Origin of the sequence: Metabacillus sediminilitoris, assembly GCF_009720625.1 — a bacterium.
In the GTDB taxonomy this organism is placed as follows: domain Bacteria; phylum Bacillota; class Bacilli; order Bacillales; family Bacillaceae; genus Metabacillus; species Metabacillus sediminilitoris.
The window spans coordinates 892,673-905,728 of sequence record NZ_CP046266.1; the positions used below are offsets into that span (position 1 = coordinate 892,673).

The 13,056-nt window shown below is 34.7% G+C and carries 16 protein-coding genes; 9 read left to right on the forward strand and 7 right to left on the reverse strand.

Going from position 1 to position 13,056, the window contains the following annotated elements; all coding sequences use genetic code 11:
* Positions 1-48: 48 nt before the first annotated feature.
* From GMB29_RS04585 to GMB29_RS04610, 6 genes are all read right to left on the reverse strand, one after another.
* Positions 49-426, reverse strand: a complete 378-nt coding sequence (locus tag GMB29_RS04585; protein WP_136353842.1) for a spore germination protein GerPE — start codon at positions 424-426, stop codon at positions 49-51.
* Complete coding sequence (locus tag GMB29_RS04590) at positions 423-599, reverse strand: spore gernimation protein GerPD (protein ID WP_136353844.1); 177 nt, start codon at positions 597-599, stop codon at positions 423-425. Before GMB29_RS04590 ends, GMB29_RS04585 begins: the two co-directional genes overlap by 4 nt.
* Before the next feature lie 224 nt (positions 600-823).
* A complete protein-coding gene (gene gerPC / locus GMB29_RS04595; RefSeq protein WP_136353846.1) occupies positions 824-1,426 on the reverse strand; it encodes a spore germination protein GerPC in 603 nt (200 codons plus the stop codon).
* A gap of 125 nt (positions 1,427-1,551) precedes the next feature.
* Positions 1,552-1,800 (reverse strand): spore germination protein GerPB, encoded by a 249-nt coding sequence (locus GMB29_RS04600; RefSeq protein ID WP_136353848.1) that lies wholly within the window; start codon positions 1,798-1,800, stop codon positions 1,552-1,554.
* A gap of 12 nt (positions 1,801-1,812) precedes the next feature.
* Complete coding sequence (locus GMB29_RS04605) at positions 1,813-2,034, reverse strand: spore germination protein (protein ID WP_136353850.1); 222 nt, start codon at positions 2,032-2,034, stop codon at positions 1,813-1,815.
* Between the two features lie 205 nt (positions 2,035-2,239).
* Complete coding sequence (locus GMB29_RS04610) at positions 2,240-2,410, reverse strand: aspartyl-phosphate phosphatase Spo0E family protein (RefSeq protein ID WP_136353852.1); 171 nt, start codon at positions 2,408-2,410, stop codon at positions 2,240-2,242.
* Positions 2,411-2,650: 240 nt separating this feature from the next.
* On the opposite strand from GMB29_RS04610, the gene GMB29_RS04615 reads away from it, so the two are divergent.
* From GMB29_RS04615 to GMB29_RS04650, 9 genes are all read left to right on the forward strand, one after another.
* Complete coding sequence (locus tag GMB29_RS04615) at positions 2,651-3,436, forward strand: TatD family hydrolase (protein ID WP_136353854.1); 786 nt, start codon at positions 2,651-2,653, stop codon at positions 3,434-3,436.
* Positions 3,433-4,341 carry a fumarylacetoacetate hydrolase family protein gene (locus tag GMB29_RS04620; protein WP_136353856.1) on the forward strand — a complete coding sequence of 303 codons (909 nt, stop codon included), beginning with the start codon at positions 3,433-3,435 and terminating at the stop codon, positions 4,339-4,341. Before GMB29_RS04615 ends, GMB29_RS04620 begins: the two co-directional genes overlap by 4 nt.
* A 174-nt stretch (positions 4,342-4,515) precedes the next feature.
* Entirely contained in the window at positions 4,516-4,872 is a 357-nt protein-coding gene (locus tag GMB29_RS04625; RefSeq protein WP_136353858.1) for a YisL family protein, read from the forward strand.
* Positions 4,873-5,013: 141 nt separating this feature from the next.
* Complete coding sequence (locus GMB29_RS04630) at positions 5,014-6,612, forward strand: ATP-binding protein (RefSeq protein WP_136353860.1); 1,599 nt, start codon at positions 5,014-5,016, stop codon at positions 6,610-6,612.
* A gap of 21 nt (positions 6,613-6,633) precedes the next feature.
* Positions 6,634-7,311, forward strand: coding sequence for a response regulator (locus GMB29_RS04635; protein ID WP_136353862.1), 678 nt, complete (start codon positions 6,634-6,636; stop codon positions 7,309-7,311).
* 36 nt (positions 7,312-7,347) lie between these two features.
* Complete coding sequence (locus GMB29_RS04640) at positions 7,348-8,319, forward strand: tripartite tricarboxylate transporter substrate binding protein (RefSeq protein ID WP_227551511.1); 972 nt, start codon at positions 7,348-7,350, stop codon at positions 8,317-8,319.
* 192 nt (positions 8,320-8,511) lie between these two features.
* Positions 8,512-8,667: a hypothetical protein gene (locus GMB29_RS26880; RefSeq protein ID WP_168733840.1), complete on the forward strand. Its 156-nt coding sequence runs from the start codon at positions 8,512-8,514 to the stop codon at positions 8,665-8,667.
* A gap of 134 nt (positions 8,668-8,801) precedes the next feature.
* Positions 8,802-9,923 carry an AbrB family transcriptional regulator gene (locus GMB29_RS04645; protein ID WP_136353864.1) on the forward strand — a complete coding sequence of 374 codons (1,122 nt, stop codon included), beginning with the start codon at positions 8,802-8,804 and terminating at the stop codon, positions 9,921-9,923.
* A 264-nt stretch (positions 9,924-10,187) separates the two neighbouring features.
* Positions 10,188-11,495, forward strand: coding sequence for a CitMHS family transporter (locus GMB29_RS04650; RefSeq protein ID WP_136353866.1), 1,308 nt, complete (start codon positions 10,188-10,190; stop codon positions 11,493-11,495).
* Positions 11,496-12,352: 857 nt separating this feature from the next.
* Here GMB29_RS04650 and GMB29_RS04655 read toward each other — a convergent pair.
* The gene (locus GMB29_RS04655) at positions 12,353-12,913 is read right to left on the reverse strand and encodes a DUF2777 family protein (RefSeq protein WP_136353868.1); all 561 of its coding nucleotides are present in this window, start codon (positions 12,911-12,913) and stop codon (positions 12,353-12,355) included.
* Between the last annotated feature and the right edge of the window lie 143 nt (positions 12,914-13,056).

Below are 13,056 nucleotides of genomic sequence, written 5' to 3' on the forward strand. Positions count from 1 at the left end.
CTTAGCATGTTTAGTCTCGCTGCTTAGTAGCGGTGGATAAAGCTCCGTCTACCGATGGGGATTCTCTTTATAATGACGGATATGTTTTGTTCGATTCACACATGTAATATCTTTTGTTGATCCAATATGAACAATAGATGAACTGGATATAGCCAAAATATCGATTCTGTTTACATTAATTGAAGGATTTTCATGAAAGAAATTTGTTGTTAACCGTTCATATAAAATAGGTTGAGGAATTTCCTCTTGAAAAATCGGATATTGTGATAGATCGCCTTCGGTTCCGAAATGCCGTTCTTCTTCACGTTGGACTGCCAATACATTTACTTCTGGTGTTATTTCCATAGAATCGCCAATTTGAAAAACAGAGCTAATCCCGATCGAACTAACGTAAGCTGTATTGACTTTTGAGTATCGACTAATCATTGTGGTGCCAACGGTACATAAGCACCGATGATGAGAGATTCAGGTGGTGTATCAAAAGTAGATGAAAGTGTAATAGTATTTGTATCGCCAATTAAAAAGACAGAAGAACTAGATACTCCGATAATATTGACCGCTCCAACTTGCAGGCATCGATTTACAACTGTGAAATTCATTTTTTACCAACTCCTTATGTCTGACTAGCTCTAGTGACAGAGTATTCTTTTTCTATTTCTAAAGTCTATCTTCACCGCTAAACCCGAAGCACAGGCCGTGTAAGTGCAGTAACTGAAAAAGGACGTCATTTTTGTAATAATCTCGGGGACAACTATCAATCAATCAATCAATCAATCAATGTCCTTCCTAATCTTGCGTGTCTGAACAAGGCGGCTGCCGTTTTCTATGACGAATCTTTCGGGAGATGATCTAAAAAGTGCTTTATAGAATTTTCAACATCTTGTTTAACATGTAGGAGGATTTCTTGTTTTTTATCTAATAGGGAATCTTGCTCTGTTAATGGTTGCGCATTGATATAGTAATGGATGCGACTATCAATTTGTTTGCGAATGTCCTCAATTATATGCCTGCGATGCGGATCATCGAGTCGTAAATCATAATGCTGTTCTGCCTGTTCAATTAGACTTTTACAATCATTATTTAAAAATTGATTCACTTCTTCACTGCATTGCTGAAAAAGTTGTTGTCTTAATTGTTGTTGTACTCCATTTACATTCATCCCATTTTGATGGACATCAAAATTATCAATCTGCCCGGGATCAGAAGGATTTAGCCCAATATTCAGTGTACCAGTAAGATGTTCAACTTTTAATTGATCAAATTTATATTCAATTTTATCAATGTTTGTGTAAGATTGTTTCTTCATTTCTTCCATATCTTTTTTTAGTCCGCGCATCATTTCATTCAAATGTTGGATTTGTTGTTCCTGTTGTTGGACATATTGATGAAGTTGCTGTAAGTATTTCGTTATTTCGTTATAATACAAACTACATCACCCACCTCTATTTCTTAGCACAAAAAGTTGATACTAACATGATATGCAAAAAGCTTAAAGTGGGTGAATGCCTATTTTGTTAATCATGAGTGGACAGAAAACTTCCGTAATAGAAGTTACCTAAATGGAGGAATCGCAGGTGAGGTAAGGGGCACGAACGATTCTTCTGCCTCTTCTTCAGAAACAACTCCACTAGGCGCTTCAGTTTCAATTTGTGGTGCAGGTTCTGTGAAACCGCCTGTGTTGTAAAGATTTGATAGGGGCTTTATAATACCAGCACTACCAATTTGTAAGACTGAAGAATTGCTGACAGCATCGACTCGTAAATAATTAATACAAATGGTTTGATTAATATAAAAATTCATCGCCAACACTCCTTATAAATTTCCAGCAATCGGTTGATCGATAACATCATTATCATACGTATTTGTCACTGAATTTTGATTGTAAATGTTAAGTCCATTTCCAGTGTTAAAGGAACCAGCACCAGCAAAGGTTTTAACTTCGCTATATGGAGAAATGGTTATCACATCTCCAATATGAACAATGCTACTTGTACCTACACTATTTACTTTAAAGGCACCTACAATAGCTGGCATAATAAACATTCCTTTTATCTAAAATTGAAGTTTGCTTTGATATACTTTATGAATCTTATCAGTAAATGTGTGATAAACGTGGAAAAATTATCTGTTTAACAGAGGAGTATGAATGTGAAGGATTCGATCCTTATGCTTATGAAAATTGATCATAAAAAGGCGAAAGAGTAATCTTTCCATTCCTTTTAGGCTTATTATCATTTTATTATTTGTTTTCCTTTTTAATAAAATAGTGCTCATTATTCCATTTAATTTCTTTTAGTAACAAGATATCGAGTTTTTGACTGCATTCGATCGTTTCGATAGCGTTTACACCATGCTTCATGGCCATATTAATTAAATTCTTTCTCATTAATTCTATTTCATTGCTAACCATTTTTCTGTCTCCATCTCTCATTTAATTTTTAAGCATGATATGATTCACCAAGGAACAAAAAATCGTCCTTCATTTAGGACAAGGCTATTATACAACGGATCATTTGAAAAAAATCACATTCGCTAAAATAACAAAAAACAATACAAAATTCTACATATAAGGGTTTAGGCATAGGGATTTGACAAAAATCAATTGTGTTTATACATCACACTTCAAACAAATTTCGTAGGAGGATTCCCAATGATTGATGCACATATTCATCTTGATCAATATAAACGTGATGTCATTAAGAATGCTATTTCTATTTGGCAAGAGCGTGAAATTGACGGAGTTGTAGCAGTCGCAACGAATTTAAGTTCAAGCTATGAGATCTTAAAACTAAAACAAGAATTTCCACATTTTGTTCGCGCTGCGATTGGACACCACCCAGAAGCACCGCCACCAACTAAACAGGAATTAGAAGAATTAATAGCTTTAATTAAAAGTGAAAAGCACATGCTTTCAGGAATTGGTGAAATTGGTCTGCCAACTTATCAGAAAAATGAACTTTTAGAGCACTATTCAGCGGATGAATTTTACTATGTTTTGGAAGCTTTTTTACAGGTTGCAAAAGAGGTGAATTTACCTGTAGCACTCCATGCTGTCCATAAAGAATCGGAAATTGCCCTATCATTTTTAAAAAAGCATGGAATTCAAAAAGCACATTTTCATTGGCTAAAAGCACCAAGTAATGTTATTAACGAAATAATTTCTTTAGGGTATTATGTTTCAGTTACACCTGAAGTTTGCTATCGTAAAAGAGATATAGAAATGGTTAAACAGATACCAATTGGTCAGCTCTTAATAGAAACAGATGGTCCTTGGCAGCACAGTGGTCCATTTGCAAAACGACAAACATCACCATTATTTTTGAAGGAAATTTGTAGGTGTTTATCGAATATTCTTACAATACCTATAAAAGAATTAACAAAGCAGATTGATAACAATACAAATGAACTATATCCACCAATAGGAGGGGCTACATGAAATTCGTAACAGCTATGATCCATAATGAACAATTTATTGGGCTTGTACACGGTGAAAAGATTATCGATTTAAGAAAGGCAGAGAAAGATATATTTGAGCTTTCATCTTTTCCAAATACTCTTTTGCAATGTGTCGCAAAGGGAGACAAATTTGTACAAAATGTTAAGCAAATTGTTGATAAAATTAATGTGAAAGAAGGATCTGAAAGCTATCTTTATCCTTTGGCGGATGTGAAAATACTTTCACCAATACCAAATCCACCTAAAAATATTTTATGTGTAGGAAAAAACTATCGAAACCATGTTATCGAAATGGGAAGTGAAGAGGATATACCAAAACATGTTCTTTTATTTACAAAGGCACCAACCTCTGTCATTGGCCACAAGGATGAAATTGACCCGCATTTACATATTACGAAAGAACTTGATTATGAAGGTGAGCTTGCTGTTGTCATTGGAAAGAAAGGAAAGCAAATTAACGAGGAAGATGCGATGGATTATGTGTTTGGTTATACGATCGTTAATGATGTAACAGCAAGGAATCTTCAAAAACAGCATACGCAGTACTTCCTAGGGAAGAGCCTTGATACATCATGCCCGATTGGTCCTTATCTTGTTCATAAATCAGCGATTGAAAACCCTTATGACCTTAAAATTAAAACGAGTGTAAATAATGAAATTCGTCAAGATGGAAATACAAAGGATATGATTTTTAGTATTGAACATATTATCTCAACGATTTCTCAAGGGACAACTCTTGAACCAGGTGATATTATTGCGACTGGAACACCTGCAGGGGTCGGTAATGGTTTTCATCCACCTAAGTATTTACAGCAGGGTGATATAATTGAAATTGAAGTTGAGGGTATTGGAGTATTAGAAAATCGAATCAAATCTTCATCATGATTGTTAGAATAAACAGAGGCTTGGTATCTGAGCCTCTTTCATTTTGTCCTCATTGGATCTATGTTTTCAAAAAATAGACACAATCACCATAACCTTCGAGATTCGTTCATTAATTTTTTTAGCAAATTATGCTAAGATAGGGTTGTCTTTGATCTTTTAAGGAGGAAAATATTTATGACACATGCACATATTACGACATGGGTAGTTGCGATCATCCTTTTCTTCGTAGCTCATTCACTATTAAAATCTCAAAAAGAAAAGCCAGCTAAAATTGTTCAGATGGTGTTAAGATTATTTTATATCTTAATTATCGTAACAGGAATTATGATTGCTTCAGGTATACAGCTAAATGGTGAGTATATTGGAAAGATTATTTTAGGAATTGTGACAATTGGTATGATGGAAATGGTGTTAACAAAAACGAAAAAAGGACAACCAACAAAAGTGTTTTGGATTATTTTTATCGTTGTCCTTATTTTAACGATCTCATTAGGTCTTCGTTTACCATTTGGCTTTGCCCCTTTTGCTTGAGAGTAAAGAAGTGTCTGCTCCAAATGGAGGAGGCATTTTTTTTTGCTCTTTTTAAGATGAATCAAATGGTGTACTCTATTAATGTAGATATGAAAAATGAACTTCATGAACAAACTTACTTCTAAAAAAGGGTTTAAAATGATGAATAATCTAAAAAAAATACCATTACAAACAAAAGTATTAGGATTAATCTGTGCATTAATACTATTAATCATTATTCTCCTCGCAAGTATTTTTGCTTATATTCAATCAGTTGAAACAAGGAATGGAGTCGAACAGTTAGCATTACAATCGGCAAAGGCAATTTCTCTAATGCCTGAATTAAGAGATGCAATTGAAAATAATGAGCTAGAAGACCTTTTTCGGCCAATTGCTGAGCAAGTAAAAGATCAAGTTGATGCAGCGAATATCATGATTGAAAATCGTGAAGAAATCATTTATTCGCATACAAATCAAACTCAAGTTGGTAAGAAAAGCTCAGATCATACAAATTATCATGCACTTGTTTTTGGAGGCGCTAACAATTTCCAGGTGGAACGGGATGGAGAGTCAGTGTTAATAGGTAAAGTACCTATTATTGCGGACTATGGAAATTATACGAAAGTAATTGGAACAGTATCTGTAGAGTTTTTAGAAAAAGATATTTATAAAAATATAAGTAGTAGAATTCGAACCATTGTCATCGCATCATTGATTGTATTACTCATAGGAATGATAGGAGGTATCTTTTTAACGAAAAGTATAAGAAAAGATACACTAGGATTGGAACCACATGAAATAGCTTCATTATATCGGGAACGAAATGCTATTTTGTTATCTGTTAAAGAAGGAATTATTGCGATTGATCATAATGGAACAATTACTTTAATTAACAATTCGGCAAGAACAATGTTAAATCTTAATGAAGATGACTTTATAGGCCAGCATGTCAATCTTGTGCTTCCTACCATTCAAATATATGATGTGGTACAGAGAGGAAAAAACATTCATAATATTGAGATCCCGATTAATGAAAAATTATTTATTTTTAATGTAATCCCTATTTTTGATAATGAGCAGGTTGTAGGAGCAGTCTCTAGCTTTCGCGATAAAACGGAATTAAAAAAGCTTATTGATACCATTTCAGAAGTTCGTGAATATTCAGAGGGACTTCGCGCTCAAACACATGAATATGCAAATAAATTATATTTATTATCAGGGTTACTTCAATTAGAGCGTTATAATGACGCATTCGAATTTATTCAAAAGGAATCTTCCTTCTATATGTACAGAAATCAAATTATTTTTAATCAAATACATGATCCAAATGTTCAAGCTATTTTATTAGGAAAGCTTGGAAAAGCATCGGAAAAGAAAATTAATTTTGAAATTGATGATGAAAGTTATATAGAACCATTACCTGATTATATAAAGGTAACAGATCTCGTAACAATTATTGGAAATCTTATCGATAATGCATTTGATGCTGTTATGAATCAGAATGAAAAGAAGGTATTTTTTTCAATAATAAGTCTTGGAAACGATATCATTATTGAAGTTTCTGATAATGGGAAAGGTGTATCTGAAAGTTTAATAGATTCCTTGTTTTCTTTAGGAATTTCATCTAAAGGTCAAAATAGAGGATATGGACTTTTCAATGTAAAGCACATTATAGATTTATTAGGCGGAACAATAGAAGTGAAGAATAAAGAAAATGGAGGAGCTATTTTTACTGTGTATCTTCCAAAACAGATTTCGTAACATGGGAAAGGGAGGAGCAACATGATTAACGTAGTTATAGCTGAGGATGACTTTCGAATTGCCCAAGTACAGGAACAATTTTTACTAAAAGTATCTGGTGTAAAACTCATTGGAAAAGCTTTAAATGCAAAGGAAACGATAGAAATTCTACGGAACAATCGAGTTGATTTGCTTTTATTAGATATATATATGCCAGATCAACTTGGAACAGATATATTATCGGAAATTAGAGAGAACCATCCTACAGTTGATATTATTATGGTAACGGCCGCTACAGAAAAAGCGATGCTTGAAAAAGCCATTAGACATGGTGTCTTTACATATTTATTAAAGCCAGTAACATTGGAAAAATTTATTGAAACAATAGAAGCATATAAAAAGAAGAAAAAATTACTTTCAAGTAGGGAAGAGATTGATCAATCATTAATTGATCGATATTTTGGGATGACAAATCAGGCAATGATCGATCAAAAAGATCTTCCATCAGGTGTTGACCGTCTTACCTTACAGAAAGTGAGGGAAGTAATGAATGAGCTGAAAGCTGGTGTTTCCATCGAGGAAATGGGAGAAAAAATGGGCGCATCGCGAACAACGGCAAGAAGATATTTAGAATATCTCGTTTCAATAAATGTCTGCACCGCTAAACATGAATATGGTATTGTCGGTCGACCTGAGCGAAAATATTACCTATCAGAATAATCGTCTAAGATTTTTAATGTGGATGAGGAATGTACAATGAGGAATAAAGTGTTAGCCGTTATCATGCTTTTTGTTATTGGATGTATTGGATGTTCAGTAAATAATGACAAGGATGTACTGTCAGAAGAAGTAACAATCATTGCACCAAGCTCTAGAGGCGGTGGTTGGGACTTAACAGCAAGAGCCGTACAAAGCACCTTAGAAAGTGAAAATGTCATTTCAGAAAATATTCGTGTCATTAATAAAATTGGAGCTGGCGGAGAGGTAGGCTGGAAATTCACAAAACAACAAGAAGATCATGTACTGGCCATTAATTCGAGTTTGCTCATTACAAATCATTTATTAGGACAAAGTAAAATGACTTATAATGATTTTACCCCAATTGCCACGTTGGCTACAGAATGGGAAGCAGTTGTAGTACCAAAGGATTCAAGTATTAAAAGTGCAAAAAGTTTAATGGAAACATTAAAAGCATCTTCACATGCATATAAAATAGGTGTCTCTCCAAGACTTGGCAATGACGATCAGCTCTCATTTGTATTAGCAAGTAAACAAGCCGGGGTACTAACCAAAGAGCTAGATTTTTATGTTTATGAAAATAGTGATCAAGTTGTTGAGGCTTTATTAAATGGACAAACAGATGTTGCGACAATGTCATTGTTAGAAGCGAAAAAACATGCTGATTCCGGTCAAGTAAGACTGCTTGTAATTTCATCTGAACAGAGATTAGACGAATTTCCTGATGTCCCAACTTGGTCAGAAGAAGGAATTCATTTAGTTTTCAAACATTGGCGCGGCATTATGGGACCTCCTAATATGACAAAGGAAGAAATCAAATTTTGGGATCTGACAATTGAAAAAATGGTAAAAACGGAAAAATGGAAAACAATGCTCGATGAGAATATGTGGACAGACTTTTATAAAAATAGTAGTGAAACGTCGAAATTTCTTGAAGAACAAAGTAAGTTGTACAAGCAACTAATGGGAGTAGATCAGCAAGATTCTTAATCCGTGAACAAAATAAACAAAAATGCGTAATTGAATTAAATAAAATAATTATTTGTATTATTTACTTCGTCCATTAATAAAACTATGATATTGGCAAAAGTATAAACATTGCAGAAAATAATTCATGATTTAAAAGCCAAACTACAATTTATACTACGTTACTTTTTAATTTATTATTGGAGGAACTTATTAATGTGGGTATTAACGGTTTATACAGGGGAACGTATTAAAATGTTTGAATTTGATAATGAGATTGAGGCAAAACAATCGATTCAAAAGATTAAAGGTCTTAAAATTCTTTCACATGTTGTGTATTTTAACGATCAAGTTATTGAAGATATAAGTTAGTACCATACGATTAAAATGAGGCTGGCTCAGGAATATTGTCTAACATTTACCGTCTTTTGACTGATGGTTTAGTGGGGAGACAATGATGAGCGAGCCTCTTATTAACTTCATGATTAAACATAAGGGGGTGCAACATGACTTTTTCTTCCATTAAAAGATTTATGACGAGGAGACAACATATACAGCGACAATTTATTGAAACTTTATTATGTGGTTTAGTAGGAGGTGTTTTCTTTACACTCTTTCATTTACCATTGTCATGGATGTTAGGGCCATTAACAGCTATTTTGATTTGGAAGCTTAAAACAAATCGAAAGTTATTTTGGCCGGTAAGTTTTAAAAATGGGGGCCAGATGTTATTAGGTTATAGTATGGGACTATCGTTTACACTTGAAAGTGCTGGACAAATTGTAAACCATCTCCCAACTATGGCTATCATGACTGTTTTAATGGTTGTTTTTGGACTAGCTGTTGCCTATTTTATCTCTAGAGTAACAGGAATCAACATTCCGAGTGCGGTAATGGGGACGACACCCGGCGGTTTATCACAGATGGCTGTCCTAAGTGAGGAGATAAAAGGGGCAGATCCTACGATTGTAACCTTTATGCAAACAATTAGAATGTTAACCGTTATTTTTACTGTACCAGCGCTTTCAATTCATGCTTTCTCTAGAGATGCAGCTACTAGTAATCTATCTAATGATATTGGGACGCAAATGGAATATGGCAGCTTCTTTCAGATACTGATCATCATTGCCATTGTTTTAACTGTTACATTGCTTTCAGTTGCCATAAAGTTTCCAACGCCATGGATCATCGGACCTTTGCTCACATCAGCTATTTTAACTGTTAGTGGTGTTGAAATTCCACAGCTTCCTACCGTTCTTATCCTAATTGCGCAGCTTTGCTTAGGTGTTTATTTAGGGCTTGGCATAAAAATAAATATGTTAACAAATTGGAGGAAATTACTTCCCTATTCATTCGTATCGGGAATCATGATTGTCGGATTTGCTTTCGGTTTATCATATTGTTTACATACGCTATATCACATCGACATGACAACTGCTTTTTTATGTATTGCTCCAGGCGGATTGCCTGAAATGGGGGTTACAGCACATACAGTTCATGCAGATGTTTCAATGGTAGCTGCTTACCAGTTATTTCGTGTTTTTTTCATCTTGTTTATTGTACCGATTTTTTTACGGAAGATATTTGGTAAACAGAAAGTTGATGAAAGATCGATAAAGTCAGTTTAGCTAGGATGTAAAAGATAATGCCTGTCCTAACAAAGAACACTTGAAATCATTCAAGTGTTCTTTGTTAGGAGAAACTTTCAACGTATGAACAAAATGAACAAAATAGCTATTAAGAATTTAATAACCAATAATTTGTAAACGGTTACATAATCATTTCTCTCATTTATAATGAAACTAAATATTCGAAACATTTAATCGTTTGTCATTCTGTGATAAATGATTGATTAAATAAATACCACATTAAGAAATAGGGGGAGGAATACTATGTTAGCATTTTTAGGTTTTTCCATGATCGTCGTCTTTATGTATTTAATCATTACAAAGCGAATGTCCGCATTAGTTGCATTAATTACGATTCCAATTTTATTTGCATTATTTGGAGGGTTCGGCCAGGGCATCGGTGAAATGATGCTTGAAGGTGTTAAGCAAGTCGCACCAACTGGTGTCATGTTAATGTTTGCTATACTTTATTTTGGCATTATGATCGATGCAGGATTATTTGATCCGCTTGTTTCAAAGATCCTAGGAATAGTAAAGGGTGATCCACTAAAGATTGTTATAGGTACAGCTATTCTTTCAATGATGGTAGCACTTGATGGAGATGGAACTACAACATATATGATAACAGTATCAGCTATGCTGCCGCTTTATAAACGAATTGGGATGAATCCGCTCATTTTAACATGTATTGCGATGCTTTCATTTGGAGTGATGAATATGACTCCTTGGGGCGGCCCGACTGCTCGAGCGGTTGCAGCACTGCAGCTGAATGTTGAGGATGTCTTTACACCAATTATCCCAGTAATGATTTGTGGGGCCTTATGGACATTATTCACAGCATTTGTTCTTGGGAAAAAAGAGCGTAAAAGGTTAGGAGTTGCAGAGATTCAATATTCAAAAGAAGAGTTACTTGCTTTTAGTCAACAAAGTGCAACTATAGAATTAGACAATGTTAAACGTCCTAAACTGTTATGGATAAATCTTGCTCTAACAATTACATTACTCGTTTGTTTGATTACATCTTTACTACCGTTATCCATTTTGTTTATGATCGCATTTGTTATCGCATTAATGATTAACTATCCAAAATTAGATGAACAGAAAGAAAGAATTTCGAGTCATGCAGGAAATGTCCTAGCAGTTGTAGGATTAGTGTTCGCTTCAGGGATATTTACAGGAATATTATCAGGTACTGAAATGGTTGATGCAATGGCGAACAGCTTAGTAGATATCATTCCAGAATCATTAGGATCGTATTTTGCGGTCATTACAGCAGTAACTAGTATTCCCTTTACTTATTTCATGGCGAATGATCCATATTATTTTGGTGTATTACCGATCCTGGCACAAACTGCGGCTTCATATGGAGTAGATCCGGTTGAGATTGCTCGTGCTTCAATATTAGGGCAGCCCGTACATGCAATGAGTCCGCTCATGGCTTCCGCTTATTTACTTGTTGGAATGGCAGGTGTAGAGTTTGGTGATCACCAAAAGTTCATTTTCAAGTGGGCACTAGGATCAAGTTTATTTATGATTGCAGCAGCACTATTGATGGGAGTTATTACATTTTAATAGGTTATCGTCAGAGTAATACTTCCGGTTAACCTGTGTGGTGTGAAAAGGGAAAAGCAAGGTTAGAAAAAAAGCTTGTACACACGGTTATTACCACAATTAATTCTTAGGACAATCGAATAAGACTGTCACTTTAAGGACATTTCTCCAACTATTCTTAATGGGGAAATGTCCTTCATTCTTTATGAGAACAATACTCTTGCGGATTCAAGGGGAAACGTTTTTACATGGTCTGTATGGAGGTCTAAACTCTAGAAAAACCAAGTGGAAACAGCCTTTATAGGCATTATGAAGACCTAAACTCCAGTAATTATAGGTGGAAAAGTCCTTCATAGTCTGTATGAAGGCCCAAACTCCAGAGAAACCAGGTGGAAAAGTCCTTCATAGTCTATATGAAGGCCCAAACTCCAGAAAAACCAGGTGGAAAAGTCCTTCATAGTCTGTATGAAGGCCCAAACTCCAGAGAAACCAGGTGGAAAAGTCCTTCATAGGCAGTATGAAGGCCCAAGCTCCAGAGAAACCAGGTGGAAAAGTCCTTCATAGGCATTATGAAGGCCTAAACTCCAGAGAAACCAGGTGGAAAAGTCCTTCATAGGCAGTATGAAGGCCCAAACTCCAGAAAAACTAGGTAGAAAAGTCCTTCATAGGCAGTATGAATGCCCAAGCTCCAGAGAAACCAGGTGGAAAAGTCCTTCATAGTCTGTATGAAGGCCTAAACCCCAGAAAAACTAGGTGAAATTGTCCCTCATCATTTCAAAAAAAACACTTTTCTGATGCAATCATTTGAATGATCTTCGAAGTTTTAGGTGTTTTTATGTAAGGCTGTATTTAAAAGCTAAATCATATAGCCACACTTCCTAATACATTGAACAAATAAGGCTTCTATCACCTAAACTCGTTGTTATTTCTAATCGGTCAGAGGAAAATACACCGCGATCGAAATGATGCTGAACTGCACAAATGCCGTCTTCATTATCAAATTGATAAAAGGAGACACCTTTTTTATTCATTTGTGATTCCAGAAATAAAAGTTGATTGTAAGAATAGATACAATCAAACGGTGAAAATGAAAGGGTGTTCAATTTATGAATAAATTGAATAAATGTCTCATCAGGTAATTCTCTTAGCATTTCATCTAGTGCAAGTGGAAGTTTTTTCTTAATACGAACTGTGTCACCGCATTTTAGGGATAGCATTCCAATTTGCGTTTCTACCCTTCCAAGTCCTATCCATTTTCCAGCTTCCCAACCATTAGGTCTCAGAATCTCAATATGGTGATCTTGAATCTCTTCTAATAAATGAACCTCATCATTCATATCATCAAATATGACAAAGTGATTTTCTGCCTTTTCAATTAAGCCGATTAAATGTGATCGTTTTTGCTTAAATAATAAGTCTGTTCGTTTGTACGGACTCATGTATCGTACCCTCCAATGATGTACAAATAACAATGCTGACAATTAAATTCCTATTATCAACGTTTTAGACAAAAGTAACAAAGTTTATGCATGGGCAATTTATCATGGACAAATCAACAATTGTTTTCGATGGGCATACAATA